Raw genomic sequence first — 26,607 nt, 5'->3', positions numbered from 1 at the left:
CTTGGAGGTAGAAGTGGCCACGCTGCTACAGCAGCTAACTAGCGGCCTGGTGCTGGGCGCGCTGATCGCGCTCATCGCCCTGGGCTACACGATGGTGTACGGCATTATTCAACTGATCAACTTCGCGCACGGCGAGGTGTTCATGGTGAGCGTGTTCGGTGCGCTCGCCACCTACAAGTGGTTCATCCCGCAGAGTTGGCAGGGCACCTGGCAGATCGCCCTGCCGTGCATGCTCGTCGGCGCGGTGCTCGTCGCCGTGGTGCTCGCGGTGCTGATGGAGCGCTTCGCCTACCGGCCGCTGCGCAACGCGCCGCGGTTGGCGCCGTTGATCACGGCGCTGGGCGTGTCGGTGATGCTCAAGGAGTTCGTGCGGAACTTCTTCCCCGGCGCGACCGCGGCGGTCAGCGTCCCGCGCGCGTTCGTGGACAAGGCGATCACCTTCGCCGTCCCCGGCGGCACGGTCGTCATCCAGTCCACCGGCATCCTGCTGGTGGTGGTGTCGATCATCGGCGCGGTGCTGTTGCAGACCTACATCACCCGGTCCCGGATGGGTCGGGCCATGCGCGCCACCGCGCAGGACCCGGACACCGCCCGGCTGATGGGCGTCGACCCCAACCGCACCATCGTGCTGACCTTCGTCATCGGCGGCGCGCTCGCGGGCCTGGCGGCGGTGCTCTACGGCATCCACATCAACACGGTCGACACGGAGGCGGGCTTCCTCAACGGGATCTTCGCCTTCACCGCCGCCGTGCTCGGCGGAGTCGGATCGATCAAGGGCGCGGTGATCGGCGGGTTCACCATCGGCGTCATCAAGACCATGGCGGGCCAGTACTTCCCCGGTGGCACCGAGTACGACCTGGTGTGGATCTTCGTCCTGCTGATCGTCGTACTGGTGTTCCGGCCGCAGGGCCTGTTCGGTGAGCCGGAAAGGGTCCGCGCGTGAACATTCCCCCTGGCTGGTCCTGGCTCGGCCAGTTCCTGCTCTACGTGGCGGCCGGTCTGCTCGTCATCTGGTTGCTGGTCACCGGGTACCGTGCGCTGGCCCGGTTCCTCGGCGGCCGACCCGGGCTGGTGCGGCCGCTGGCCATCGCGGGCGGTGTGCTCGCGGTCGTCGGTGCCCTGCTGCCCTGGGTGACCTTCCCGTTGAACGACGGTCCCTACCCGGACCTGGCCACCCTGCAGTTCTTCGACGCCCCGTTCGCGGTGACCGGCTTCCGGCTGTTCACCCTGATCACCGGCGTCGCCGCGATCGCGTTGAGCTTCGTGCCCAGGATCCCGGTGCGCCGGGTGCTGCGCGCGCTCGGCCTCGGCCTCGCCGGGGTCGCGCTGGTCAACACGATCTTCCCGTTGATCGACGGCGGTGGGTTCGGTGCGATCACCGCCGCCGACGGCGCGTTCGCGTTCGGCGGCATCGTGACCCTGGTGGCGTCGCTGGTGCTGTTCTTCGTGAGCAAGGCCGGTGACCTGGAGCCGCTGCCGCGGTGGAACACCAAGGTCCCGCGCCTGGTCGCCTACGCGGCTCTGCTGGTGTCCTTCCTGGTCCTGCTGTTCGCCGTGGCCCGCCTGCTCAACTCGGGCAGCGACTCCGGCGGCGGCTCGACCACCTACTCCGGCCCCATCTTCTTGTCCCTGCTCGTGTTCTTCGCGGGGCTGTTCGGCGCGCTGCACGCGATCGGTTTCGCGGGCTGGCTCTCCGCGGTCTCGGACGACCACAAGCTGTTCAGCGTGTTGGTCCTGCTGCTGGCCGCGCTCGCGCTGCCGTTCACCGAAGCGGGTACCGACTACTGGATGACCATCGCGGCCAACATCGGCGTCTACGCCGCGACCGCGATCGGCCTCAACATCGTCGTCGGCCTGGCGGGGCTGCTCGACCTCGGGTACGTGGCGTTCCTCGGCATCGGCGCGTTCGTGGCGGCGAACCTGTCCGGTGCGGCGGCCGCCGAGTTCCACATCCACTTGCCGTTCGTCGTCGCCGCGCTGGTCTCGGCGACGGTCGCGGGCGTGTTCGGCGCGATCGTCGGCTCGCCGACGCTGCGGGTGCGCGGCGACTACCTCGCCATCGTCACCCTCGCCTTCGGTGAGATCTTCAAGAAGGCCGCGCAGAACAACATCGGCGGGCTGACCGGCGGCGCCAACGCCATCCCCGGCGTCCCACCGATCAGTTGGTTCGGCGCGAGCTTCGACGAGTCGTTCACCATCGGCGGTGTCCAACTGCCCTCGGGTGTCCTGTACTACGTGCTGATCATCGTGCTGGTGTCCGTGGTCATGCTGGTGTTCGCGAACCTGAAGAACTCGCGCATCGGCCGGGCCTGGATCGCCATCCGCGAGGACGAGGACGCGGCGCGGGCGATGGGCATCAAGACCGGGCAGGCGAAGATCCTCGCCTTCCTCATCGGCGCGACCCTGGCCGGACTGGCGGGTTCGGTCTTCGCGCACAAGACGTCCACCGTCGCCTACGACAGCTTCCAGTTCCCCGAGTCGGTCACCCTGCTCGCCGCGGTCATCCTCGGCGGCATGGGCACCATCCCGGGCGCGGTGATCGGCGCGTCGCTGCTGCTGATCCTGCCGGAGAAACTGCGCGACTTCTCCGACTACCGGCTGCTGCTGTTCGGCCTGGCGCTCGTGCTGATCATGCGGTTCCGCCCGCAGGGCATCGTGCCCGACCGGCACCGCAGGGCCGAGTTGGCCGGTGAGGCCGAAGGCGGCGTACCCATCGAGGAGCTCAACGTGCCCGACAGCCCGCAGGGGGCGACCCGATGAGCGCCCCGGCCACCAAGGCGCCGGTGCTGGTCGCCAACGAGGTGTCGATGGTCTTCGGCGGCCTGACCGCGTTGTCCAACGTCAGCCTGCAGCTCGGTGAGGGCCAGATCCTCGGCCTGATCGGACCCAACGGCGCCGGGAAGACGACGTTCTTCAACTGCCTCACCGGCCTGTACACGCCGACCACCGGCAGTGTGCAGTTGCGCGGGCGGGTCCTGCCGCACGACCCGGCGTCGGTCACCGTCGCCGGGGTGGCTCGCACGTTCCAGAACATCCGGTTGTTCCCCAGCATGACCTCGCTGGAGAACGTCCTGGTTGGACGGCACGCGCGGATGAGCCAGGGGCCGCTGGCGTCGCTGTTCCACGGCCCCGCGTACCGCAGGGGCGAGGCGGACGCCCGCACCAGGGCCCTGGAGCTGCTCGAGTTCGTCGGCCTCGCGAAGGTCCACGACGAACTCGCCCGCAACCTGCCCTACGGCGACCAGCGCAGGCTCGAGATCGCCCGCGCGCTGGCCACCGACCCGTCGGTGCTGCTGCTCGACGAGCCCACCGCGGGCATGAACCCGCAGGAGACCGAGGCCACCCGGCAGTTGATCTTCGCCATCCGGGAGACCGGGGTCGCCGTCGTGGTCATCGAGCACGACACGAAGTTCATCTTCTCGCTGTGCGACCACGTGTCCGTGCTCGTCCAGGGGCAGTTGCTGGTCGAGGGCGCGCCCGAGGTGGTCCGCGACGACCCCAGGGTCATCGAGGCCTACCTCGGCAAACCACCGGACGAGGTGGAGGCGGAAGTCCGCCAGTACACCGAGGAAGCGGGTCCGGACACCCAGGTCAAGGACACCGGAGGCAACCAGTGAGCCCCCTGCTCGAGGTCACCAACCTCAGCGTCGCCTACGGCGCCATCGAAGCCGTCCGCGACGTGTCCTTCAGCGTTGCCGAAGGCCAGATCGTCAGCCTCATCGGCAGCAACGGCGCGGGAAAGACAACGACCCTGCGCACCATCTCCGGTCTGCTGCGCCCCAAATCCGGCACCGTCCGGTTCGAGGACCAGCCGATCGAGAAACTCCCCGCCCACACCATCCTCGGCCGCGGCATCGCGCACTGCCCGGAAGGCAGGCGCCTGTTCGGCCGGATGACGGTCGAGGAAAACCTCCACCTCGGCGCCTACGTCCGCAAGGACAACGGCGTCGCGGCGGACATGTCCAGGGTGTACGACCTTTTCCCGGTCCTCGGCCAACGCCGCCACCAAAAAGCAGGCCTCTTCTCCGGCGGCGAACAACAAATGCTCGCCATCGGCCGAGCCATGATGTCCAAACCCCGCCTGCTCATGCTCGACGAACCCTCCATGGGCCTCTCACCGATCATGACGCAACGCATCTTCGACACAATCCGCGAACTCCAATCCCAGGGCACCACAATCCTCCTGGTGGAGCAAAACGCCCTAGCCGCCCTAGCCCTATCCGACCGCGGCTACGTGGTCGACCTGGGCCGGACCACACTGGAAGGCCCAGGCCGCGACCTACTGGCCGACCAACGAGTCCGCGCCGCATACCTCGGCGAAGGCTGATTTTCTGTCAGATCCCAAGGGGCCGCGCCACACCAGTGGCGCGGCCCTTTCTACATTTTACAGCTCCCCAACACCTCTACGCACCGCACGCCCAAAACCCACGCCCCCATCGACGAAGCTCCACTCTTGCACCGCACCCCGAGAAACCCACCCCATATCGACGAAGTCCGCCAACCTGCACCGCGCGCCTCGGGACCCGCCGACACCAACCGCCCGTTGTGGTGGAGTTGTTTTGTTTGGGGGGAGCGGTGGCCTAAGCCGGCGGGCGGGTAAGGCCACGCTTTCCAGTGGCCCCGCCTTTTTGCCTTACCCAGGCTGCCGCTAGGGGCCCCAAACAAAACAACTTCACCACAACGGGCACCACCGCTTTTATCTGGCGCCAATGGCCGGCGTCGCCGCCAGGCGACAAGGCCGAGTCTCGAGGCGCAGCCGAGGCTCAGAGTCCCTGCGTGGGCCCTCATGCCCCCGAGACTGTCGGTGGGTTCGTCTAGGCTGTGTATTCGGGGGCTTTCGTCCGGGTTGATCTTGGTGTGAGGGGTCTCTGGGCCTCGCTGCGCTCGGGGGTCGGCCTGGTCGCCTTCGGCGACGCCGGCCATGGGCGCCAGATTAAAGCTGTAGTGCCCGTTGTGGTGAAGTTGTTTTGTTTGGGGCCCCTAGCGGCAGCCTGGGTAAGGCAAAAAGGCGGGGCCACTGGAAAGCGTGGCCTTACCCGCCCGCCGGCTTAGGCCACCGCTCCCCCCAAACAAAACAACTTCACCACAACGGGCGGTTGGTGTCGGCGGGTCCCGAGGCGCGCGGCGCGGGGGTGGGGCTTCGTCGATTCGGGGTGGGTTTCTCGGGGTGCGGTGCGAGAGTGGAGCTTCGTCGATTTGCGTGGGGTCTCGAAGAGCGCGGTGCGAGAGTGGAGCTTCGTCGATGAGGGGTGTGTGGTTGGGGGTTAAAGAAATAAAGCCCATCCGCTGTTGCGGATGGGCTGTGTGTGGAGCGACTTTCAGTCCCCAGGTGCTTTGTTCACCGTCACGCAGGTCAGGCGGGCGGTGCAGGTTCGTTTGCCTTCGTCGTTGGTGATGACGATTTCGAATGTCGATGTGGTGCGGCCCAGGTGGAGCGGTATGCACACGCCGGTGACGAGGCCGGTGCGGGCGGCTCGGTGGTGGGTGCAGGAGAGTTCGAGGCCGACTGCCAGTTTGCCTTCGGGGGCGTTGAGGGTGGCGGCCACTGAGCCGAGGGTTTCGGCGAGTACGGCGTTCGCGCCGCCGTGGAGGAGGCCGTAGGGCTGGAGGTTGCCCTTGACCGGCATGGTCCCGATGAGGCGGTCGGGGGTCCAGTCGGTGATCTCGATGCCGAGTTTGTCCGGCAGGAATTGGTCGGCGAACTCCGGGCGTGCTCCCGGCAGCCTGCTGTGGTCGATCCCGCTCACTGGGTCCTCCGAAAGGTGTCGGTGCCCCACCCTAGACTCGAACCGTGCCCGCGAAGACTGAGACCCACGCCACGACGACCCGCGCCGCGACCGCCGCGACCGATGCCCGTCGGTTGCTGCTCATCGATGGCCACTCGATGGCGTACCGGGCGTTCTTCGCGCTGCCGAAGGAGAACTTCCAAACCGGCACCGGCCAGCACACCAACGCGGTCTACGGCTTCACCTCCATGCTGATCAACCTGCTGCGCGACGAGGCCCCCACGCACCTGGCCGTGTGCTTCGACGTGTCGCGCAAGACGTTCCGCACTGAGCAGTACGCCGAGTACAAGGCGAACCGCAGTGCCAGTCCGGACGAGTTCAAGGGGCAGGTCAGCCTGATCGAGGAGGTGCTGACCACGCTGAACATCCAGCGGCTGTCGCTGGACAACTACGAGGCGGACGACCTCATCGCCACGCTCACCACGCTGGCCACCGCCGAGGGCTACCGGGTCTCGATCTGCACCGGCGACCGGGACGCGCTGCAGTTGGTCACCGAGGACGTCACCGTGCTGTACCCGGTGAAGGGCGTGTCCGAGTTGGCCCGGTTCACCCCGGACCTGGTCCTGGAGAAGTACGGGGTGACCGCCGCCCAGTACCCGGACTTCGCTGCGCTGCGCGGGGACCCCAGCGACAACCTGCCGAAGGTCCCCGGCGTCGGCGAGAAGACCATCACCAAGTGGATCCAGCAGTTCGGCTCGCTCGGCGACCTGGTGGACCGGGTGGACGAGGTCAAGGGCAAGGTGGGCGACTCGCTGCGGGCGAACCTGGCCAACGTGCTGCTCAACCGGCAGCTCACCGAGCTGGTCCGGGACGTCCCGCTCGGTGTCGTCCCGGACGACCTGGTGGTGCGCGACTGGGATCGGGACGCGGTGCACCGGCTGTTCGACGAGCTGGAGTTCCGGGTGCTGCGCGACCGGCTGTTCCAGACGCTGTCCACCGCCGAGCCGGAGGCCGAGGAGGGGTTCGAGGTCAGTGGCGGCGCGCTCGCGGCGGGGGAGCTGCCCGGCTGGCTGGCCAGGCACGCGCCCGTCGGGACCCGCATCGGGCTCTCGTTCCGGGACACGCCGACCGGGGTGTCCGGTCAGGCCGTGGAGCTCAAGTCGGTCGCGCTCGCCACGGCGGGCGGTGAGGGCGTGTACGTCGACGTCACCGCGCTCACCGAGGAGGACGAGACCGCGTTCAGCGCCTGGCTCGACGACCCGGAGTGCCCGAAGCTCGCGCACGACGTCAAACGGTCCTTGCACGCCATCCGGCACCGCGGCTGGGCGCTGCACGGCCTGGCCACCGACACCGCGCTCGCCGCGTACCTGGTCCGGCCCGGCCAGCGCACCTTCAACCTCGACGACCTGGTCCTGCGGTACCTGCAGCGCGAACTGCGGGTCGAGGACGGCGACGGCGAGCAGCAGTTGTCCCTGCTCGACGAGGAGGGCGAGGACGAGCGCAAGCTGGCCGCGGGGGAGATCCTGCGCGCCCGCGCCATCGCCGAACTGGCCGACGCGCTGGACACGGCGCTCGCCGAGACCGGGCAGGCCGGGCTGCTCACCGACATGGAGCTGCCGCTGCTGCGGGTGCTGGCCGACCTGGAGGCCGTCGGCATCGCCGTCGACACGGAGCGGCTGGAGGTCCTGGAGTCCGAGTTCGCCGCCCGGGTGCGCGATGCCGAGCGGGCCGCGTTCGACGTGATCGGCAAGGAAATCAACCTCGGTTCGCCCAAGCAGTTGCAGGTCGTGCTGTTCGACGAGCTGCAGATGCCCAAGACCAAGCGCACCAAGACCGGCTACACGACCGACGCCGAGGCGCTCACCACGCTCTACGAGACCACCCAGCACCCGTTCCTGGCGCACATGCTGGAGCACCGGGACGCCACCCGGCTGCGGGTCACCGTCGAGGGCCTGATCAAGTCGGTGTCCGAGGACGGCCGCATCCACACGACGTTCAACCAGACCATCGCCGCCACCGGTCGGCTGTCCTCGACCGAGCCGAACCTGCAGAACATCCCGATCCGCACCGAGGCGGGCCGCACCATCCGCGAGGCGTTCGTCGTCGGCGCCGACTACGCGGAGTTGCTCACCGCCGACTACAGCCAGATCGAGATGCGGATCATGGCGCACCTGTCCGAGGACGCCGCCCTGATCGAGGCGTTCCACTCCGGGTTCGACTTCCACGCCGCCACCGCCGCCCGCGTCTTCGGCGTCGACCCCACCTCGGTCGGCCAGGAGCAGCGCGCCAAGATCAAGGCGATGAACTACGGCCTGGCGTACGGCCTGTCCGCCTACGGCCTGTCCCAGCAGTTGCGGATCTCCACCGAGGAGGCCCGCGGCCTGATGGACGACTACTTCCAGGGCTTCGGCGGTGTCCGCGACTACCTGCACGAAGTGGTCGCCAAGGCCCGCAAGGACGGCTACACCGAGACCCTGTTCGGCCGCCGCCGCTACCTGCCCGACCTGACCAGCGACAACCGCCAGCGCCGCGAGATGGCCGAGCGGATGGCGCTCAACGCCCCCATCCAGGGCAGCGCCGCCGACATCATCAAGGTCGCCATGCTCAACGTCCACCGCGAGCTCACCAAGACCGGCCTGCGCACCCGCACCCTCCTGCAGGTCCACGACGAACTCGTCCTCGAGGTCGCCGCGGGCGAGCGCGCCGAAGCCGAATCCCTCGTCCGCACCCAGATGGCCGCCGCCTTCCACCTCCGCGTCCCCCTCGACATCTCCGTCGGCTTCGGCCACTCCTGGAACGACGCCGCCCACTGATCCCCCCGTGACCCGCCACTCCTGGAACACCCACCGCCACTGAGCGATGATCTCCACGGGGGTGGGGATCATGCACCGGCCGGGGCGTTGACGTGGGGTACCGGCGGACCAGGCTGATCTGGGCCGGGTGCGCGTTGGTGGCCTGCGTCGGCTCGGGCGTGGCGGGTGGCGCGGCGGCCGCGCCGGTGGACGCGGCGCAGCAGTCGCTGCAGGCGAACGCCGTGCACGTCCGGGGCGTCGTGGTGCGGGTCAAGCAACCCACCGGGCGCGAAGACGGCTCGCTCGACGCCCGGTTCAGCGTCGCCGGTGTCGAGCGGGTCCGCACGCTCTACCTCACCCGGTCGGACGCCAGGTTCGGAGTGGGCGACCCGATCACCGTCGTCTACGACCGCACCGACCCGGACAACCTGGTCGCGGACGGCGTCGCCAACGAATCAGGCCTGGTGGCGGTACTCGCCCTCTGCCTGTTGGCCTCCTTGATCTTGTTCGTGCTCGCCGCGTGGTGGGTCTTCGATTCGTTCCGCGAGCCGGGGGACCGCCCACCGGGCAAGCACCGCGCCAGGATCGCCTCGCACGGGAGGCACGGCCGCCGCTGATCCACACCCAGCCACATCGTCGGCGTGGTCGGGGCTTGGCGCGGGCGTAAACTCGGGTGGTGACCGCCGTTGACGTGCTCGTACACCTGCGGCGTTCGCGCGATCTGATCGACGCCCGCTACGCCGAGCCGTTGGACTTGGCGACCATGGCGGCGGAGGCGGGGTTCTCGCGGTACCACTTCGCGCGGGAGTTCAAGAGCGCCTACGGCGAACCGCCGGGGGCGTACCTGAGCAGGCGGCGGGTTGAGCGGGCGAAAGACCTGCTGGCGAACGCGAACCTGACCGTCACCGAGATCTGCCAGGTGGTGGGGTTCAGCAGCCTCGGGTCGTTCTCGTCCCGGTTCACCGAACTGGTCGGCTGCCCGCCCAGCGAGTACCGCAGGCGCGTCGTCGAACGCGGGGGGCCGCCCGCGATCCCCGGCTGCATCGCGATGTTGTGGGCCCGCAATCCAGGAGAAGGCACCCGACCTGACGAGGGCCTAGCGTGACCCCCAGCGACGACAAGCAGGGAGAGATCGCGAAGATGAAGTTGACGCACACGACCGTCTGGGTGCTCGACCAGGACTCGGCGAAGGCGTTCTACACCGAGAAGTTGGGGTTCGAGGCGCGGATGGACGTCCCCCTGGGACCCGAGCCCGGCACCGCCCGCTGGCTCACCGTCGCCCCGCCCGGTGGCGGCGGCGAGTTGATCCTGGCGCACCCGTCGATGGGCAACGACCCGGAGACCGCCGAGGTCATCAGCGGCCTGATCGCCAAGGGCGCCCTCGGCCCCGGCGTCCTGTCCACCGACGACTGCCACAAGGCGTACCGCGAGCTCAGCGAGCGCGGCGTCGTGTTCCTCAGCGAACCCGCGGACCGTCCTTACGGGATCGAAGCCATGTTCCGCGACGACTCGGGTAACACCTTCAGCCTGACCCAGCACCGCGCCGGCTGATTTACGCTGGCGGGATGGACGTCTACGAGGTCATCTCCCGCCGCCGCGACGTGCGCGCCGAGTTCACCGGCGCCGCCATCGACGACGAGGTCTTACGCCGCGTCCTGTCCGCCGCGCACGCCGCGCCCAGCGTGGGCATGACGCAACCGTGGGACTTCGTCGTCGTCCGCGACCCGGACACCCGGGCCCGCTTCCACCGCCACGTGCACGACGAACGCGCCCACTTCGCCGCAGGCCTCACCGGGGAACGCGCCACCGCCTTCGACCGCATCAAGATCGACGGAATCCTCGAGTCGACCCTGTCCGTCGTCGTCACCTACGACCCGGACCGGGGCAGCCCCGCCGTCCTCGGCAGGCACGCCATCGCCGACGCGGGCCTGTACTCGGTGTGCCTGGCCATCCAGAACCTCTGGCTCGCCGCGACCGCTGAGGGATTGGGCGTCGGTTGGGTAAGCTTTTACCAAGAGGACCACCTCCGGTCGCTCCTGCACATCCCCGCGTCGGTGCGGCCGGTGGCCTGGCTCTGCCTCGGCCCGGTCGAGCGGCTCCAGGAGGTCCCCGACCTCGAACGACACGGTTGGCGGAGCCGCATCCCGGTGGACCAGGTCATCCACCACGAGCGCTACACCCGGGGCCCCGCCTGACAACGGGAGGCGGCGTGGGAACCAAACGTGCCCTGGTGCTCAGCGGAACCGGCATGCTCACCGGCTGCGTAGAACGCCTGGTGGCCAACGGCTGGTATGTGGTGCTCCCCAGCCGCCACTACGCCCCCCTCCCCGCCGACCACGACACGGCGACATCTGGCCGAGCCCGCTGGGTCGAGGCCGACTGGGCCCACCCCCGCACCCTCGCCACCCGAGCCCGCCGCACCCTCGGCGCCCCCGCCGACCTCCTCATCACCTGGATCCACGCCGACACCCGCACCCCCACCCTCCGCGCCATCGCCCCCCTCCTCGCCCCGCACGCCCCCGTGGTCGAGGCCTGCACCCCCCACAACCACACCGAGCCGACAGTGCTGAAAGGCCACCCCCTCCACCAGGTCATCCTCGCCCCAGTCGGCTACGCAGGCCGCACCCGCTGGCCCTCACCCACCGAAATCACCGAAGAAATCCTCAACGCCACCCGCCGCGCCCTCACCCACCCCTGACAACTCTCCCCTTATCCCATTCACATCGCGCCTTCAAGCAGGCCAAGAACCCGCCTCTCCAACCAGCCACTCGCGAGCAAGAACCACCACGCCCACCCGGCACCACCACAATCGAATCCACCGCATGACGAAGCCCCACCCCTGCCCCCCGCGCGCGCCACAAAACCCTCGCCCCATCGGCCAAGCCCCACCCCTGCCCCCCGCGCGCCACAAAACCCCCGCCCCATCGGCGAAGCCCCACCCCCGCACCGCGCGCCTCGAAACCAACACCCACATCGACGAAGTCCACCAACCTGCACCGCGCGCCTCGGGACCCGCCGATCCCAACCGCCCGTTTTATCTGGCGCCCGAGGCCGGCGTCGCCGCCAGGCGACAAGGCCGAACCCCGAGGCGCAGCCGAGGCCCAGAGCCTCCTCACACAAGATCAACCGCCAACAACGCCCCCAAATACACAGCCTAGACCGACCCACCGACAAGATCCGCCCGCCGACCGACAACCATGATCAACCCGAACTTGAGCCCCTGAATACACAGCCTAGACAACCCCACCGACAGTCCACCCCAACCACGACCACCTGGAGAAACCCAGGGACACACCCCAAGAAGGCTCCCCCAGGAGCACCCCCCAAGCGCTATCCCCGCCGAAGCCCCCGAACCAACATCAGCACCGACTCCCGAACCTCCACCCCCGTCTGCTCCCGATTAAAAACCTGCCAATCCAACGCCACCACCAACACCGTCCCGAACAACGCCGAAGCAGCCGTCTCCACCCGAATCCCCTCCGGCATCTCCCCCTCATCAGCCAACCGCTGCAACTGCCCCCGAATAATCGACGTCACTTCTTCCCGCAGCAACGTCAACGTCTGCTGCCACTGCCCAGGAGTCCGCCAAAGCTCGCTCACCAGCAATTGCGCAAACGTCGGGTACTCCGCAAAGAACCCCAACATCCCGTCGATCAAAAAGGTCAACGTATCCGCAGCCGACCCCTCGGCCGACCTCAACCGAGCAGCGAGCAGATCAACCCCATACCGCAGCAAAGCATCGATCAACCCGTCCTTGCTGCCGAAGTTGTAGTAAACCGTCCCCTTCGCGACCCCCGCCTCAGCCGCGATTTCGTCAACGGTGAGGCCCACCATCCCCCGCGTCCCGGCCAACCGCAGCGTGGCGTCGAACAGTTTGCGCTTGGTCGCGCTGGTCCGCCCGGTCACAAGACCAGTTCCGGCTTCAGCCGCGCCGGTGTCCACACCCGTTGCCTGCGCGCGGCCAGGGTCGACAGCACGAGTCCTCCGATCAGGTACGCCAGCAGCACGCCGATGTCGGCTCCCACCCCGTCGGCGGAGCCACCGTAGAGCAGGTGTCGCAGCCCGTCGACCACGTACCCCATCGGCAGGGCCTTGTGCAGCGGGATCAACGCGCCCGGCAGGGTCTGCCAGGGGAACGTGCCACCGGCGCTGATCAACTGCAGGATCAGGACGACCAGCGCGACGAACTTCCCGACCGGTCCCAGCAGGGCGTTCAGCGCGTGCACGACGGCGACGAACGTGATCGACGTCAGCATCAGGAAACCGAGGGTGGCGATCGGTCGGGCCGGGTGGATGCCGATCAGGGTGGTGACGGCGGCGTACATGATCACGACCTGGGCCAGGCCGAGCGCGGCGGGGGTGAGCCAACCGGCGAGCGCGGTGCGGGGAGCCGAGTGCCCGGCCGCAAGGGCGCGCGCGGACAGCGGCCGGATCAGCAGGAACAGCACGAACGCGCCGATCCACAGGGCGAGGCCGAGGAAGAACGGGGCCAGGCCCGCGCCGTAGCTGCCCGCGCTGTTCTCGCCGACGGTGTGCACGGCGACCGGGTCGCCGATGGTTTTCGCGGTGGCCTCGCGGGTCGCGTTGTCCGGGTGCGGGATCTGGCCGAGGCCCGCGGTGAGACCGTCGCGCAACTGGGTGGCGCCGTCGAGGAGTTGCTTCGAACCGGCGGTCAGCTTGTCGGTGCCGTCGACGGCGGAGACCTCGCCGGACTTCAGGGTCGCGGCGCCGTCGTGGAGTTTGCCGACGCCGGTGGACAGGTCGCGGGCGCCGGTCGCCGCGTCGGAGATGCCCGTGGTCAGCGCGGGGGTGGCGTCCGCCAGGGTCTCGGCGCCGTCGGCGACCTGGTCGGCGCCGTTGGCCAGCGTCCGCAACTGCCCGGCGGCGGTCTGCACCTGGCTGTTCGCCTGGTTGACCGGGTCGCGCAGCGTGCGCAGTTGGCCCATGACCTGGGTGACGTCGGCGTCGGACAGGCCCGCGGCGTGCAGCTTGGCGCTGATGGCCGAGTCGAGGTCGCCGATCTTGTCGACCGCGCCCTGCGCCGCCGCCGACAACTGCTCCGCGGTCGTCGCGACCTGCTCGTTGCCGTTGGCCACCTGCCGCGCGCCCGAGGCGAGCTGCGCGGTCTGCGCCGGGAGGTCCTTCGTCTTGGCCTGCAACGTGTCCAAACCGGACGACAGCTTGCGCGCGCCGGTGGCCGCCGCCGTCGAACCGTCGGCGAGCTGGGTGGCGCCGTCGAGCAGCTTGTGCTGACCGTCGGACAGTTGGGTGGCGCCGGTGTCGAGCTGGGTCGCGCCGTCGGTCAGCCGGGCCGCGCCGTCGGCGGCCTGCTGGGTGCGCTGGTAGACGGTGCCGAACCCGACCAGGAACTTGTCCGCCGCCTGGGTGCCGACCGCCGCCGCCACCGACTCGCGGACCGCGCTGACCACCCGGTCCGCGATCGTGCCGACCAGGTAGTTGTTGGCGTCGTTGGTGGTCACCGTGATCATGCCCTGCCGCGGCGCGAAGTCCGCTGACGAGGCCAGCGACGCGGAGAAGTCCTCCGGCAGCGTGATCGAGAAGGTGTACTGCCCGGACCGCACCCCGTCCTCCGCCGCCTTGGCGTCCACCTCGCGCCAGTCGAACTTCCCGGACGACTTCAACTGCTCGGCCACCTTGCCGCCCGCGTCCAGCCTGGACCCGTCGGCCAGCAGCACGCCCTGGTCGGTGACCACCAGCGCGGCCGGGATCTTGTCCAGCCGGTTGTACGGGTCGGCGTTGGCGTACAGGTACAGCGAGCCGTAGAGCAGCGGCACCAGCACGAGGGCCGCGACGGCCAGCTTGGGCAGGGTGCCCGAGCTGACCCGGCGCAGCTCGTTGCGGGCCAGGCGGAGAACACTCACAGCGACGACTCCAGGGGGGCGGGCTGGTCCGACTCGCCGAGCCGGGCCGGGGTCAGGGGGAGGCGCAACGCGGTCGACGTGCCGCACAGCACGACCACCGCCCGACCGTCCTTCGCGTGCGCCATCGCGGTCGGCAGCCAGTCGGCGGGGTCGCTGCTGTGCCGGTCGGGCGTGTCGATCACCAGCAGCTCGGCGCCGGGGCGGCTCGCGGCCAGCGCGGTCAGCAGCGCGACCCTGGTCCGGCCGGGGACGTCCTCGAACCGGGTGCCCGGCGCGAGGCCGTGCTCGTCGAGGAGCCGGGCGGTGGCCGACTTCCGGTGTCGCGCCCCGGCCAGCACGAGCTCCTCGGCGATCACGTCGGCGACCCGCAGGTTCGGCTCGGGCTCGGTGACGGCGGGCGCGTCGACCAGGACGGCGTGCGCCCGCAGTTCGGCCGCCGACGGGCTGACCGACCCTTCCGACGGGGCGATCCGGCCGGTCAACGCCAGGCCGAAGGCGGTGTGACCGGCGGTGGGTTCGCCCGCGACCACGGCGAGTTCACCGGGGCCGACTCGGAGCGAGGTCGGCTCCAGCAGGCGGCCGTGCGCCCCGGTCACCACGACGCGGTCCGCGTAGACGTCCACGACACCTCCCCTTGAGCCGGCTGGCTCTTAAACTGACTGGTCAGTTCAAATACTGCGCCGGGCGGGGGCACGGCGCAACCGGGGAGGGGGTGATCTGGACGACTCGATGGGGTGAAGCCGGGACCCGGGGGTCAGCGGAGCGCGCTCGCGGGGCGGATCTCCCAGACTGTCCACAGTGGCCGGTAGCCCTGTCGGGCCCAGAACACCGGTGAAACCGGGTTCGGCGGGTTGTAGTACAGGAACGAGCCCGCCGTACCCGCGACGAGCAGTTCATCGTGCGCCACATCTGTCAACGCGCGGCCGACGCCACTACCTCGCGCGGATGGCAGCACGGACAGGCAGTTCACGTACGCCCACCGCCCGTGCCGCAGCCGGGTCTCCGCCCACGAGCCCGCCGTCGACACGGTGTGCCAACCCTCGATGTGGCCCACTGGAACGCCGTCGAGTTCGGCGATCCAGATCGGGTCCCCTTGGGCGAGGTGTTGGCGCAGCGCCTCCCGTTTGATGGTCGCCGCCCCCGCGCGGGGGATCGCGCCGCCGACCAGCGCCGAGTACTCCAGTTCCGCCATCGCCGAGACCACCAGCGCGTCGAGGTCGCCCGCCACCGCCCGTCGCACCCGCGCGGACGTCTGGCCGCCGCTCGCGGTCGGACCGCCCGTCCGCACGGCCAACACCGCGAGCGGGACGAATCCGTGCGCCAGGAACGCGCTGGTCGCCGCGACGTCCCGCGCGGGCCACGACACCACGCACGAGGAATCCCGGCCGGGGGAGACCCGCGCCAGCACCGACGGCCACCGCCGCAGCAACGCGTCCACCCCGGCACCGCCGGTCGCCCCGGCCAGCGGGTGCATCTCCCACACCCGCGCCGCCGACCACAGCGTCTGCGGGGTGCCCGGCGCAGGGGTGGTCTTGGTGATCACCGCCGCCACCCGGTCACCGTCCGGCAGCGCCGCCGTGATCACGTCCCCCGGTGGTGGCTCGACGACGGCGGGCAGCAGCGGGTCCAGCCCGGCGAACCGAACCGACTGCGCCCGCACCAGCGGGGCGGTCACCGGCGACAGCGGAAGATCGCGGTCCCCGGGAACAGTTCACCGCGCAGCGGGCTCCACTGCCCCCACTCCTGCGTGTGCCCCTCCGGCCACTCGGGCTCCACCAGGTCGAACAGGTCGAACCCGGCGCCGTGCAGGGCGCGGACGTAGTCGCCCAGCGTGCGGTGGTGCTCCACGTAGGTCGGCGTGCCGTCCGCGTCGACCTCCACGTACGGGGTCCGGTCGAAGTACGAGCCGGTCACCCGCAACCCGTCCTGGCCGGGGTCGTCCGGAAAGATCCACCGCATCGGGTGGGTGACGGCGAACGTCCAGGTGCCGCCCGGCCGCAGCACCCGGGCCACCTCGCGGAACACCGCGCCGACATCGGCGACGAACGGCACCGCGCCGAAAGCCGAGCACGCCAGGTCGAACGAGCCCGCCGCGAACGGCAACCGCTCCGCGTTCGCCCGCACCAACGGCACCCGGGTCCCGGTCGCCGTGTTCGCCGCCGCCGCGTACCGCAGCATCCCGCTCGACAGGTCCAGCCCGACCACCCGCGCGCCCTGGTCGGCCAGCCACCGCGCGCACGGCGCCGACCCGCAGCCGACCTCCAGCACGTCCCGCCCGTCGACGTCGCCGAGCAGCCGCGCGTCCGCCTCGCGCACCGACTCCGGGCACCACATGAAATCGCTGACCCCGAGGAAGTCCCCGTGCTCCCGGTGGTAGTCGTCCGCGTCGGCGTCCCACCAGGCGATGTTCGCCGCGACCGACTCGGTCGACCCCACCGCCACCCTGGCCACACCGGTCGTCCCCAGAGCCCGCTCCGCGCTGGTCTCGCTCGCCACCGGACCATCCTGTCAGCCCGGCCGCGACCGGCACCGGCGGGAGTGCACCCCGGGTTTGCCCGGCTCTCGCGGGGCCGCGTAGGATACATCCGCGCGGTGGTATCGCGCTGCCCCGGGTTTGACCCAGCGCTGGGGAATGATCCCGGGACGGTGCGGCGTTGGCGGTGTTGGTTCCTGTTATCCGGGTGTCCGTCGGCGACGACGATCCCGCGGCGCCCGAGAACTGAACCCAGCGACCCCCAATCCGTACCGGAGCCACCTACCTAATGTCCACCGACACCACCATTGTCCCGGCTGCCGCCACGCCGAAGCAGCAGGTCGCCATCAACGACATCGGGACGGAGGAGGAGTTCCTCGCCGCGATCGACGCGACGATCAAGTACTTCAACGACGGTGACATCGTTGAGGGCACGATCGTCAAGGTCGACCGGGACGAGGTCCTGCTCGACATCGGCTACAAGACCGAGGGTGTCATCCCCTCGCGCGAGCTGTCGATCAAGCACGATGTCGACCCCGCCGACGTGGTCAGCGTTGGCGACGAGGTCGAGGCCCTGGTCCTGCAGAAGGAGGACAAGGAGGGCCGCCTGATCCTGTCCAAGAAGCGCGCGCAGTACGAGCGGGCGTGGGGCACGATCGAGGCACTCAAGGAGTCGGACGAGCCGGTCAAGGGCACGGTCATCGAGGTCGTCAAGGGCGGTCTCATCCTGGACATCGGGCTGCGCGGCTTCCTGCCCGCCTCGCTGGTCGAGATGCGCCGCGTGCGCGACCTGCAGCCGTACGTCGGCCGCGAGCTGGAAGCGAAGATCATAGAGCTGGACAAGAACCGCAACAACGTGGTTCTCTCCCGGCGCGCGTGGCTGGAGCAGACCCAGTCCGAGGTCCGCAGCGAGTTCCTCAACCAGTTGCAGAAGGGCCAGGTCCGCAAGGGCGTCGTGTCCTCCATCGTCAACTTCGGCGCCTTCGTCGACCTCGGTGGGGTCGACGGCCTGGTGCACGTGTCGGAGCTGTCCTGGAAGCACATCGACCACCCGTCCGAGGTCGTCGAGGTCGGCCAGGAGGTCACCGTCGAGGTCCTCGACGTGGACATGGAGCGCGAGCGCGTGTCGCTCTCGCTCAAGGCCACCCAGGAAGACCCGTGGCGCCAGTTCGCCCGCACCCACGCGATCGGCCAGATCGTGCCGGGCAAGGTCACCAAGCTGGTTCCGTTCGGCGCGTTCGTCCGGGTCGACGAGGGCATCGAGGGTCTGGTGCACATCTCCGAGCTCGCCGAGCGGCACGTGGAGATCCCGGAGCAGGTCGTCCAGGTCGGCAACGACGTCATGGTCAAGGTCATCGACATCGACCTGGAGCGGCGCCGCATCTCGCTGTCGCTCAAGCAGGCGAACGAGGGCTTCACCACCGAGACCGAGTTCGACCCGACCCAGTACGGCATGGCCGCCGAGTACGACCCCGAGGGCAACTACATCTACCCCGAGGGCTTCGACCCGGACACCCAGGAATGGCAGGAAGGCTTCGAGAAGCAGCGCGAGGAGTGGGAGCGCCAGTACGCCGACGCGCACGCCCGCTACGAGCAGCACATGAAGCAGATCGCCAAGGCCGCGGAGGCCGACGCGGCCGCCGAGGCCGAGGGCGCTGTCGCCGGTGCCGCCGGTGGTGGCGAGCAGAACTACTCCTCGACCGGTGGTGAGAAGCCCGCCCAGAGCGGCGGCACCCTCGCCAGCGACGAGCAGCTCGCGGCCCTCCGCGAAAAGCTCTCGGGCGGCGTGTGAGCTAGTCAGTCCTTCCCCGAAGGGCCCCGCACCTCACCGGTGCGGGGCCCTTCGGCTTTCCACGAGATCCCACCGATTGCCGTAGACGTCCCTGAACACGGCGACTGTTCCGTACGCCTCTTCGCGCGGATCTTCCTCGAACTCGACCCCTGCTCGTCGCAGCCGGTCGTGGTCTCCCGCGAAGTCCTCGGTGTGCAGGAACCACCCGACTCGCCCCCCGGTCTGGTCGCCGACCCTGGCTTTTTGTTCGGTGGACGCGGCCTCCGCCAACAACAGCCTGACCCCGCCGCCGTCGACCACGACCCACCGCTTCCCGTCACCCAGCGGCGTGTCCTCGATCAACTCGAACCCGAGCACCGTCGAGTAGAACGCGATCGCCTCGTCGTAGTCGCGCACCACGATGGCCACCGTTCCGAGTCGCATGATCGTCGCTTCCTTCCTGCCTCACCCGCTGGGATCTTCCACTTTCCGAACCGGCGGTGGGGATCTACCGTCTGCGACGTGCGGATACTGTTGCTGCCTCTCGTGTTGCTGCTGGCCGCCTGCACCTCCGCGCCGCCGACCACGAGTGCGCGGCAGGCGCCGTCGGTTCCGCAGTTCTCGACGTCCGCGCCGAAGCCGGTGCCCGCGCGGGGGTCGGTGCCGACGGCTTGTGGGAAGGTGCTCACCCGGCAGGACCTGGACGGCGTTGTCACCACCGTCATCACGGGGCGCACGGACGTGGTGGTGGGGGTGGCGTTGCCGAAGATCGGGCGGACCGGGCGGGTGGACTGCTACTACGGCATTCCCGCCGGTCAGCCGCAGTCCGCGGCGGTGCTCACGGTCGGGCTGGCCGGGTACACCGACGAGACCTCAGCGCGGACCCGCATCCAGGAGACCGTCGACGCGGAGCGGGACAAGGGGACCGCCCCGCAGGAGATCCAGGTGGGGGCGGACAAGGGTTTCCTGCTGGAGGGACCGACCAGGACGGTCCTGGCGGCCCGGGGGAAGTTCACCGTCGCGATCACGGCGCAGCCCGCGGTGGTCAACGCGGAGCAGGCGGCGAAGCTGGCCGATCTCGCGCTGACCGAGCACTGACCCGGGTGCGCGGAGTGCTAAGCGGCGCGGACCTGTGGTGCCCAGGCGCGTTCGGCGGCGGCCAAGGCGGCGCGGCGGCGCAGACCGGCGAGGCTGTGCCGGGCGGGCAGCAGGGACGCCCAGGCGCGGCGGGCGGCCAGGGCAGCGGCGACCGGCAGGTACTCGGTGCAGTGCACCAGACCCGGGGTGCCGAGTCGGTGCCGACCTCGGCGCGGCGAGTTGTGCATCGTTCCTCCGCTTGGGTGATATCCCTGGGCACACCGTAGCCGGCCGGGGTGACAAATCCCGGTAGCGGCACGGCGTGTCCGGCGGGCCAGTTGTCAACAGTTCACCCGCGAACCACTCGCTGCTGGAAGAATGCGGCCATGCTGCGTGTCGGCCTCACCGGGGGGATCGGGTCCGGTAAATCCACAGTGGCCGGTCGGTTGGCCGGGCACGGCGCGGTCGTGGTCGACTCCGACCGGGTGGCGCGCGAGGTGGTCGAACCGGGGACCCCCGGCCTGGCCGCCGTCGTCGCCGAGTTCGGGCCCGGGGTGCTGACCGGCGACGGCGCCCTCGACCGGCCCGCGCTGGCGAAGATCGTGTTCAGCGACGACGCGGCCCGGCAGCGGCTCAACGCCCTGGTGCACCCGCTGGTCCGCGAACGCGCCGCCGAGTTGGTCGCCGAGGCCCCGGCGGACGCGATCGTGGTGCACGACGTCCCGCTGCTCGTCGAGAACGGCATGGGCGCGCTGTACCACCTGGTCGTCATCGTCGACACGCCCGTCGACGAGCGGGTGCGCAGGCTGGTGACCTCGCGCGGTCTTACCGAGTCCGACGCGCGCGCCCGCGTCGCCGCCCAGGCCGACGACGACGCCCGCCGCGCCGTCGGCGACATCTGGCTGTCCAACGCGGGCACCCCCGCCGGGACCAATGCCGCCGTAGACGCGTTGTGGACCACCCGGTTGGCGCCGTACGAGGAGAACATCCGCCTCCGCCGCCACGTCGACCGCGGTGCTCCGCGCATCGTCGACTACGACCTGACCTGGCCGTTGCAGGCCGAACGGCTGCTCGAACGGCTCCGGCTCGCCGTCGGTCCCCGCGCGATCCGGGTCGACCACGTCGGTTCCACCTCGGTGCCCGGCCTGGCCGCCAAGGACGTGCTCGACTTCCAGGTCGTCGTCCCCACCCTCGACGACTCGCTCGACGAACCCCTCGCCGCCGCGGGCTTCCCGCGCCACCCCGAGTTCGTCAGCGACTCGTCCGGTTTCCCCAAGCGGACCCACGTCGCCGCCGACCCGCTGCGCTGGGCGAACGTCCACGTCCGCACCCGGGACAGCCCGTTCGCGCGGCACACCTTGCTGTTCCCCGCCTGGCTGCGCGCCGACGACGCGGCGCGCGCCGAGTACCAGGAGGTCAAGCGCGGGCTGGCGGGCGATTTCGCGGCGATCCCGGAGTACGCGCAGGCCAAGGAACCGTGGTTCGACCAGGCCATCCAGCGCGCGCAGGCGTGGGCGGACGCGACCGGTTGGCGGGCGGGCTAGCGCGGGGATCAGGCGCCGAACGGCGGCCAGACCTCGAAGACGTGCTTGTACGCCAGCCAGGACGACAGGTCGTGCCGGAACCGGCTCAGTTCCTCCAGGGTCTGGTGCACCGTGCACAGCGCCAGGTCCGCGTCGCCGACCCGCAGCACCCGGCCCGCGACCGCGGCGGCGAACTCCTCCGAGCGGACGATCCGCGCCGTCGTCCCGCCCGGGGCGGCCAGGCCGAGCAGCAGGTCGGTGGTGCGCCAGGTCCGGCCGTCGCGCAGCACCCGGACCGCGGTGAGCACGCTGGGGCCGCCGCGCGCGTGCCGGGACCTCGGTTTCCGCTGGGTGAGCCGCAGGTTGAGGTGCGGCAGCAGCCAGGTCACCTCGGCGTCGGAGAACGGATCCTCCGGGGTGGGGCACTCCATGCGCAGGCCCCACCGCTCGACCTGGCACGTGCGGAGCACCCGGGACATCCCGGATGAGTAGCTGCGAACCGCGGTGACCGTGTCGACGATGTCGACCAGTTGCGGGGTGATGGCCGTGCCCACGCGGCCAGAGGGTAGTCGGAAACGTGCGCTGTGTGACTACCGGGGTCGATTCGTTATGTCACGGATCGTGTGCGCTCCGATATCGTTCAGGCGAATTGGCCGACCGGGTCCTCACGGATAGTTGACCCCGCTGGTCCGCGAGCCACTAACGGGACGCCCACGGGGCGGCGATGTCCTGACCGGCCAGCCAGGCGTCCACGTCGTACCCGGTGCGGGCGATGCCGTCGACCGTGTCGTGCGCGCGTTCCATGGCCCGCTGGGTGGTCGCGAGATCGATCAGCCCGGCCCGGAACGCGGCCAGCAACTCGTCGCTGTCCTCGACCCGGAGGTCACGCCGCGTGCGCACCAGGACGTCCAGGTAGAGGTCCACCGTCCGCCACTCGCCGCCCGCCACGGTCACGTCCACGACGTCGATGTAGAAGTCGTGGCCCAGGTCGACCCCAGGTCGCCCACGCCACTTGGACACCCGCAGCCCGGCGCGCGGCAGCAGCAGCGACTCGAAGTGCGCGATCCTCGGGTGACCGTCGACCGGGCGGGACATGTACAGCCCGTGCGGGGTTCGCCGGTACTCGTCCACCGGCCGGATGAACCCCTTCGGGTCCGTGTTGGTCATCCGGGTCGGGTCGAACAACTCCACCTTGGGCGGGTGGACCTCGTGGGCCGTGTCGTCCCGGCGGGCCGGTGGCACGGGCAGGTCGCCGACCACCTCGGTGGCCGAACCGTCGACATGGGCGCGCATGGGCACATCGTGCCTACCGACCCCGCGGCAAGCCCAGACCTTGTGGTGTCTTTTCTCCACCCGTACGGGTGAATACTCGCTAGTGGCTCGACCCAGAGGTGGGCAGGTCGAGACCCTGTCCGCCTCTGGGTCGAGCCACTAGGCTCCCGCCCCGGTCGGGTCGTGCGGACGGTGGAGGTCAGGCAGCGTGTTCGGAATCCTTCGGCCGTGCAGGCACCGCTTGTCGGTGACGCTGCGGACCTCGTGGATGGCTCACCTCTGCGGCCTCTGCCTCGCCCTGCGCGATGACCACGGCCAGCTCGCCCGAACCGTGACCAACTACGACGGTCTGGTGGTGTCCGCGCTGGTGGAGGCCCAGTCGCCGGTTGTGGGCACGCGTCGGGTCGCCGGTCCGTGCCCGCTCCGCGGCATGCGCACCGCCCCGGTTGCCGAGGGCTCGGGTGCCCGGCTGGCCGCCGCCGTGTCGCTGGTGCTGGCGGCGGCGAAGATGCGCGACCACGTCGATGATGGCGACGGCGGGTTCCGCCGGGCCCCGGTGGCGGGCGTTGCGCGCCGGGTCGCGTCCCGGTGGGCCAGGCAGGGCGCGGCGACGGGGGAGCGGATCGGGTTCTCCACGGCCGTCCTCCTCGACGCCGTGGGCAGACAGGGTGAACTGGAGTCGGGCCTGCTCACCGGCTCGTCGGTCCTGCTCGCCACCGAGCCCACCGAGACAGCCACCGCGGCCGCCTTCGCACATACCGCTGTTTTGTCCGGTAGGCCCGGCAACACCGCGCCGCTCGCGGAGGCCGGACGCATGTTCGGGCGTGTGGCCCACCTGCTCGACGCGGTCGAAGACCTCGACGAGGACGCCACCACCGGCGCGTGGAACCCGCTCGCCGCAACCGGGACCACCTTGGACGAAGCACGCCGGTTGTGCGAAGACGCTGTCTTGGGCGTACGGCTCGCTCTGCGGGAAGCCGAGTTCCACGACCAGAAATTGGTCCACGCGCTGCTGGTGCACGAACTCGATTCCGCCGTGCACCGCACTTTCGGCCATCTCGCCACGAGTCGAGAGCAACCTGGCCGACAGCAACCAGGTCAGCACCGTCCGCTCACTCCTGGGCCGCGGCAACCTCATGACGACGGCCCGAAGTGGGGTAAGAAGCGTGGGACGGCAGGGGGCTGCGGCATCGCGCTCGTCATGTGCTGCTCTTGCCGGTACTGCTGCGCGGATCCGTACTTCGACCCGTGGACCGGCCAACCCAAGCCGGGCTGGTGCCACCAGAGCGGCTGCGACTGCACGGACTGCAGCGGTTGTGACTGCAACGGCTGCGACGGGTGCTGTTGCTGTGACGGCTGCTGTTGCGACGGGTGCGACTGCAACTGCTAGTGGCTGGAACCCGGCCGCCGTCAACCCGCCGTCCGGGGATTGTCGGTGGGTCGGCGTAGCCTCGGGTCCGTGGCTTTCGCGACCGAGAAATCTCAGAGGCAGGCCGAGTCGGCGCCGGTGCTGGCCCACTCGGAGCACCGCCCCGTCAGCGACATCCCGCGCGCGGGCGGGCGGTTCCGGATGGCCGCGGACTACCAGCCCGCGGGCGACCAGCCCGCCGCCATCGACGACCTGGAACGGCGCATCCGGGCGGGTGAGCAGGACGTGGTGCTGCTCGGCGCCACCGGCACCGGCAAGTCGGCCACCACGGCCTGGCTGGTGGAACGGGTGCAGCGGCCGACGCTGGTGATGGCGCCGAACAAGACGCTGGCCGCCCAGTTGGCCAACGAGCTGCGCGACTTCTTCCCGGACAACGCGGTCGAGTACTTCGTCAGCTACTACGACTACTACCAGCCAGAGGCGTACATCCCGCAGACCGACACCTACATCGAGAAGGACTCGTCGATCAACGACGACGTGGAGCGGCTGCGCCACTCGGCGACGATGAGCCTGCTGTCCCGGCGGGACGTGATCGTGGTGGCCTCGGTGTCGTGCATCTACGGCCTCGGCACGCCGCAGTCCTACCTGGACCGTTCGATCGGGCTCAAGACCGGCGAGGCCCTCGACCGCGACCTGTTCCTGCGCGCCCTGGTCGACGTGCAGTACAGCCGCAACGACATCGCGTTCGCCCGCGGCACGTTCCGGGTCCGCGGCGACACGGTGGAGATCATCCCGGCGTACGAGGAACTGGCCATCCGGGTCGAGTTCTTCGGCGACGAGGTGGACAAGCTGTACTACCTGCACCCGCTCACCGGCGACATCGTCCGCGAGTGCGACGAACTGCGGATCTTCCCGGCCACCCACTACGTCGCGGGCCCGGAGCGGATGGAACGCGCCATCCGCGGCATCGAGCAGGAGCTCGAGGAGCGGCTGGCCACCCTGGAGAAGCAGGGCAAGCTGCTGGAGGCGCAGCGGCTGCGGATGCGCACCAGCTACGACGTCGAGATGATGCGCCAGGTCGGCTTCTGCTCCGGCATCGAGAACTACTCCCGGCACATCGACGGCCGCGGCGCAGGCACCGCCCCGGCCACCCTGATCGACTACTTCCCGGACGACTTCCTGCTGGTCATCGACGAGTCGCACGTGACGGTCCCGCAGATCGGCGGCATGTACGAGGGCGACATGTCCCGCAAGCGCAACCTGGTCGAACACGGCTTCCGGTTGCCCAGCGCCACCGACAACCGGCCGCTGACCTGGGAGGAGTTCACCCAGCGGATCGGCCAGACGGTGTACCTGTCGGCCACCCCCGGCCCGTACGAGATGGGCCAGGCAGGCGGCGAGTTCGTCGAGCAGGTGATCCGCCCGACCGGCCTGATCGACCCGGAGGTGGTCATCAAGCCCACCGAGGGCCAGATCGACGACCTGGTGCACGAGATCCGCACCCGCGCCGAACGCGACGAGCGGGTCCTGGTCACCACGCTGACCAAGAAGATGGCCGAGGACCTCACCGACTACCTGCTGGAACTGGGCATCCGGGTCCGCTACCTGCACTCCGAGGTCGACACCCTGCGCCGGGTCGAGCTGCTGCGCCAACTGCGCATCGGCGAGTACGACGTGCTGATCGGCATCAACCTGCTCCGCGAAGGCCTCGACCTGCCCGAGGTGTCCCTGGTCGCCATCCTGGACGCCGACAAGGAGGGCTTCCTGCGCAGCGCCACCTCGCTGATCCAGACCATCGGCCGCGCCGCCCGCAACGTCTCCGGCCAGGTCCACATGTACGCCGACAAGATCACCGACTCGATGGCCCAGGCAATCGACGAGACCAACCGCCGCCGCGCCAAGCAGGTCGCGTACAACACCGAACGCGGCATCGACCCGCAGCCGCTGCGCAAGAAGATCGCCGACATCCTCGACCGCGTCTACACCGAGGCCGACGAGTCCGACACCGCGGTCCCCATCGGCGGCTCCGGCCGCAACACCTCCCGAGGCAAACGCGCCACCGGCGAGGCGGGCAACGCCAAGAGCGCGGGCATCGTCGCCGACCGCGACCCCAAATCCATGCCCCGCGCCGAACTCGCCGACCTCGTCCAACAACTCACCGACCAGATGATGAACGCCGCCCGCGACCTCCAGTTCGAACTAGCCGCCCGCCTCCGCGACGAAATCCACGACCTCAAACGCGAACTCCGCGGCATGGACGCCGCAGGCGTGCGCTGAGGGGCTCTGCTGATGGGGATGGGCAAGCCGACCGCGAAAGTGAATGAGAACGGAGGGCTTGGCTTATAGCGCCCCTGGTCATCAAGTGTCATCCCCGCACGCGCGGGGCTGTTCCGCACACCCTCCGGCAGGTCATAGCCGCGGACCTGTCATCCCCGCACGCGCGGGGCTGTTCCCTGCCCAACCTGCGCACCATCCTGAGTGGACTTGTCATCCCCGCACGCGCGGGGCTGTTCCTGTGCTCTCGTCGCCGATTGCCTGATCGGCCTTGTCATCCCCGCACGCGCGGGGCTGTTCCGTAGGCGGGGGTGATGGCGACGACGGTCTCGGCGTCATCCCCGCACGCGCGGGGCTGTTCCCGACGGGGTCATGAAGATCCCCAACGTGTTCAAGTCATCCCCGCACGCGCGGGGCTGTTCCCAGCAGATCAAGCACGCCGAACAAA

25 protein-coding genes and 1 CRISPR repeat array (1 of these 26 running past the window's edge) are annotated in these 26,607 nt (G+C 69.9%); of the genes, 15 read left to right on the top strand and 10 right to left on the bottom strand.

Annotated features, from left to right (window positions below; translation table 11 throughout):
- Positions 1–13 precede the first annotated feature (13 nt).
- From H504_RS0107410 to H504_RS0107395, 4 genes are read left to right on the top strand one after another with little or no spacing between them, the layout of a single operon-like run.
- Complete coding sequence (locus tag H504_RS0107410) at positions 14–943, top strand: branched-chain amino acid ABC transporter permease (RefSeq protein WP_026422266.1); 930 nt, start codon at positions 14–16, stop codon at positions 941–943.
- A complete protein-coding gene (locus H504_RS33770) occupies positions 940–2,760 on the top strand; it encodes a branched-chain amino acid ABC transporter permease (protein WP_051385592.1) in 1,821 nt (606 codons plus the stop codon). Before H504_RS0107410 ends, H504_RS33770 begins: the two co-directional genes overlap by 4 nt.
- Complete coding sequence (locus H504_RS0107400; RefSeq protein ID WP_026422265.1) at positions 2,757–3,617, top strand: ABC transporter ATP-binding protein; 861 nt, start codon at positions 2,757–2,759, stop codon at positions 3,615–3,617. Before H504_RS33770 ends, H504_RS0107400 begins: the two co-directional genes overlap by 4 nt.
- Entirely contained in the window at positions 3,614–4,327 is a 714-nt protein-coding gene (locus tag H504_RS0107395) for an ABC transporter ATP-binding protein (RefSeq protein ID WP_026422264.1), read from the top strand. Before H504_RS0107400 ends, H504_RS0107395 begins: the two co-directional genes overlap by 4 nt.
- A 991-nt stretch (positions 4,328–5,318) precedes the next feature.
- On the opposite strand, the gene H504_RS0107390 is transcribed toward H504_RS0107395, so the two are convergent.
- Positions 5,319–5,747 carry a hotdog fold thioesterase gene (locus tag H504_RS0107390; protein ID WP_026422263.1) on the bottom strand — a complete coding sequence of 143 codons (429 nt, stop codon included), beginning with the start codon at positions 5,745–5,747 and terminating at the stop codon, positions 5,319–5,321.
- A gap of 44 nt (positions 5,748–5,791) precedes the next feature.
- Between H504_RS0107390 and polA the strand changes: the two genes are divergently transcribed.
- The 6 genes from polA (at position 5,792) to H504_RS38490 (ending at position 11,216) form a co-directional block, all read left to right on the top strand.
- The gene (gene polA / locus H504_RS0107385) at positions 5,792–8,539 is read left to right on the top strand and encodes a DNA polymerase I (protein WP_211239281.1); all 2,748 of its coding nucleotides are present in this window, start codon (positions 5,792–5,794) and stop codon (positions 8,537–8,539) included.
- A 92-nt stretch (positions 8,540–8,631) separates the two neighbouring features.
- Positions 8,632–9,135, top strand: coding sequence for a DUF3592 domain-containing protein (locus tag H504_RS0107380; RefSeq protein WP_026422261.1), 504 nt, complete (start codon positions 8,632–8,634; stop codon positions 9,133–9,135).
- A gap of 59 nt (positions 9,136–9,194) precedes the next feature.
- The gene (locus tag H504_RS0107375) at positions 9,195–9,623 is read left to right on the top strand and encodes a helix-turn-helix domain-containing protein (RefSeq protein ID WP_026422260.1); all 429 of its coding nucleotides are present in this window, start codon (positions 9,195–9,197) and stop codon (positions 9,621–9,623) included.
- The gene (locus tag H504_RS0107370; protein WP_342668759.1) at positions 9,620–10,069 is read left to right on the top strand and encodes a VOC family protein; all 450 of its coding nucleotides are present in this window, start codon (positions 9,620–9,622) and stop codon (positions 10,067–10,069) included. Before H504_RS0107375 ends, H504_RS0107370 begins: the two co-directional genes overlap by 4 nt.
- Positions 10,070–10,083: 14 nt before the next feature.
- On the top strand, positions 10,084–10,713 hold the full coding sequence (gene bluB / locus H504_RS0107365; protein ID WP_051385590.1) for a 5,6-dimethylbenzimidazole synthase: 630 nt from the start codon (positions 10,084–10,086) through the stop codon (positions 10,711–10,713).
- Between the two features lie 14 nt (positions 10,714–10,727).
- Positions 10,728–11,216, top strand: a complete 489-nt coding sequence (locus H504_RS38490; RefSeq protein ID WP_051385589.1) for a Rossmann-fold NAD(P)-binding domain-containing protein — start codon at positions 10,728–10,730, stop codon at positions 11,214–11,216.
- A 632-nt stretch (positions 11,217–11,848) separates the two neighbouring features.
- On the opposite strand, the gene H504_RS0107355 is transcribed toward H504_RS38490, so the two are convergent.
- From H504_RS0107355 to H504_RS0107335, 5 genes are all read right to left on the bottom strand, one after another.
- Positions 11,849–12,424 (bottom strand): TetR/AcrR family transcriptional regulator, encoded by a 576-nt coding sequence (locus H504_RS0107355; RefSeq protein ID WP_026422257.1) that lies wholly within the window; start codon positions 12,422–12,424, stop codon positions 11,849–11,851.
- Entirely contained in the window at positions 12,421–14,400 is a 1,980-nt protein-coding gene (locus tag H504_RS0107350; RefSeq protein WP_026422256.1) for a YhgE/Pip domain-containing protein, read from the bottom strand. Before H504_RS0107350 ends, H504_RS0107355 begins: the two co-directional genes overlap by 4 nt.
- Positions 14,397–15,023 (bottom strand): ABC transporter ATP-binding protein, encoded by a 627-nt coding sequence (locus H504_RS0107345; RefSeq protein ID WP_026422255.1) that lies wholly within the window; start codon positions 15,021–15,023, stop codon positions 14,397–14,399. The genes H504_RS0107350 and H504_RS0107345 overlap by 4 nt, the downstream gene beginning before the upstream one ends.
- Positions 15,024–15,154: 131 nt before the next feature.
- Positions 15,155–16,075, bottom strand: a complete 921-nt coding sequence (locus tag H504_RS0107340; protein ID WP_026422254.1) for a GNAT family N-acetyltransferase — start codon at positions 16,073–16,075, stop codon at positions 15,155–15,157.
- Positions 16,072–16,896, bottom strand: a complete 825-nt coding sequence (locus H504_RS0107335; protein ID WP_026422253.1) for a class I SAM-dependent methyltransferase — start codon at positions 16,894–16,896, stop codon at positions 16,072–16,074. Before H504_RS0107335 ends, H504_RS0107340 begins: the two co-directional genes overlap by 4 nt.
- 266 nt (positions 16,897–17,162) lie before the next feature.
- On the opposite strand from H504_RS0107335, the gene rpsA reads away from it, so the two are divergent.
- Positions 17,163–18,665 (top strand): 30S ribosomal protein S1, encoded by a 1,503-nt coding sequence (gene rpsA, locus H504_RS0107330; protein ID WP_026422252.1) that lies wholly within the window; start codon positions 17,163–17,165, stop codon positions 18,663–18,665.
- 33 nt (positions 18,666–18,698) lie between these two features.
- Here rpsA and H504_RS0107325 read toward each other — a convergent pair whose 3' ends face one another.
- Entirely contained in the window at positions 18,699–19,088 is a 390-nt protein-coding gene (locus H504_RS0107325; protein ID WP_211239280.1) for a VOC family protein, read from the bottom strand.
- 78 nt (positions 19,089–19,166) lie between these two features.
- Between H504_RS0107325 and H504_RS38485 the strand changes: the two genes are divergently transcribed.
- Positions 19,167–19,742 carry a hypothetical protein gene (locus H504_RS38485; RefSeq protein ID WP_026422250.1) on the top strand — a complete coding sequence of 192 codons (576 nt, stop codon included), beginning with the start codon at positions 19,167–19,169 and terminating at the stop codon, positions 19,740–19,742.
- Positions 19,743–19,759: 17 nt separating this feature from the next.
- On the opposite strand, the gene H504_RS0107315 is transcribed toward H504_RS38485, so the two are convergent.
- Positions 19,760–19,969 carry a hypothetical protein gene (locus H504_RS0107315; RefSeq protein WP_026422249.1) on the bottom strand — a complete coding sequence of 70 codons (210 nt, stop codon included), beginning with the start codon at positions 19,967–19,969 and terminating at the stop codon, positions 19,760–19,762.
- A 138-nt stretch (positions 19,970–20,107) separates the two neighbouring features.
- Between H504_RS0107315 and coaE the strand changes: the two genes are divergently transcribed.
- Entirely contained in the window at positions 20,108–21,265 is a 1,158-nt protein-coding gene (coaE, locus tag H504_RS0107310) for a dephospho-CoA kinase (protein WP_026422248.1), read from the top strand.
- 8 nt (positions 21,266–21,273) lie between these two features.
- Here coaE and H504_RS0107305 read toward each other — a convergent pair whose 3' ends face one another.
- Entirely contained in the window at positions 21,274–21,798 is a 525-nt protein-coding gene (locus tag H504_RS0107305; protein WP_026422247.1) for a ribonuclease FAU-1 family protein, read from the bottom strand.
- Between the two features lie 145 nt (positions 21,799–21,943).
- Complete coding sequence (locus H504_RS0107300) at positions 21,944–22,537, bottom strand: ribonuclease FAU-1 family protein (protein ID WP_084467451.1); 594 nt, start codon at positions 22,535–22,537, stop codon at positions 21,944–21,946.
- A gap of 187 nt (positions 22,538–22,724) precedes the next feature.
- On the opposite strand from H504_RS0107300, the gene H504_RS0107295 reads away from it, so the two are divergent.
- Positions 22,725–23,906 carry a DUF5685 family protein gene (locus H504_RS0107295; protein WP_026422245.1) on the top strand — a complete coding sequence of 394 codons (1,182 nt, stop codon included), beginning with the start codon at positions 22,725–22,727 and terminating at the stop codon, positions 23,904–23,906.
- 69 nt (positions 23,907–23,975) lie between these two features.
- Positions 23,976–26,162, top strand: coding sequence for an excinuclease ABC subunit UvrB (gene uvrB / locus H504_RS0107290; protein ID WP_026422244.1), 2,187 nt, complete (start codon positions 23,976–23,978; stop codon positions 26,160–26,162).
- An 86-nt stretch (positions 26,163–26,248) separates the two neighbouring features.
- Positions 26,249–26,607: direct repeats of the CRISPR family, unit length 29 nt; unit sequence TGTCATCCCCGCACGCGCGGGGCTGTTCC (it continues 219 nt past the right edge of the window).

The organism is Actinokineospora inagensis DSM 44258 (genome assembly GCF_000482865.1).
GTDB lineage: Bacteria > Actinomycetota > Actinomycetes > Mycobacteriales > Pseudonocardiaceae > Actinokineospora > Actinokineospora inagensis.
This window is presented reverse-complemented; position numbering and strand designations above follow the sequence as displayed.

Bases quoted from the DNA above. Each gene is read 5' to 3' on its own strand.
- H504_RS0107325 (WP_211239280.1), bottom strand. From the start codon at position 19,088: ATGCGACTCGGAACGGTGGCCATCGTGGTGCGCGACTACGACGAGGCG.
- bluB (WP_051385590.1), top strand. From the start codon at position 10,084: ATGGACGTCTACGAGGTCATCTCCCGCCGCCGCGACGTGCGCGCCGAG.
- coaE (WP_026422248.1), top strand. From the start codon at position 20,108: ATGCTGCGTGTCGGCCTCACCGGGGGGATCGGGTCCGGTAAATCCACA.
- rpsA (WP_026422252.1), top strand. From the start codon at position 17,163: ATGTCCACCGACACCACCATTGTCCCGGCTGCCGCCACGCCGAAGCAG.
- H504_RS0107315 (WP_026422249.1), bottom strand. From the start codon at position 19,969: ATGCACAACTCGCCGCGCCGAGGTCGGCACCGACTCGGCACCCCGGGT.
- H504_RS0107400 (WP_026422265.1), top strand. From the start codon at position 2,757: ATGAGCGCCCCGGCCACCAAGGCGCCGGTGCTGGTCGCCAACGAGGTG.
- H504_RS0107300 (WP_084467451.1), bottom strand. From the start codon at position 22,537: ATGCGCGCCCATGTCGACGGTTCGGCCACCGAGGTGGTCGGCGACCTG.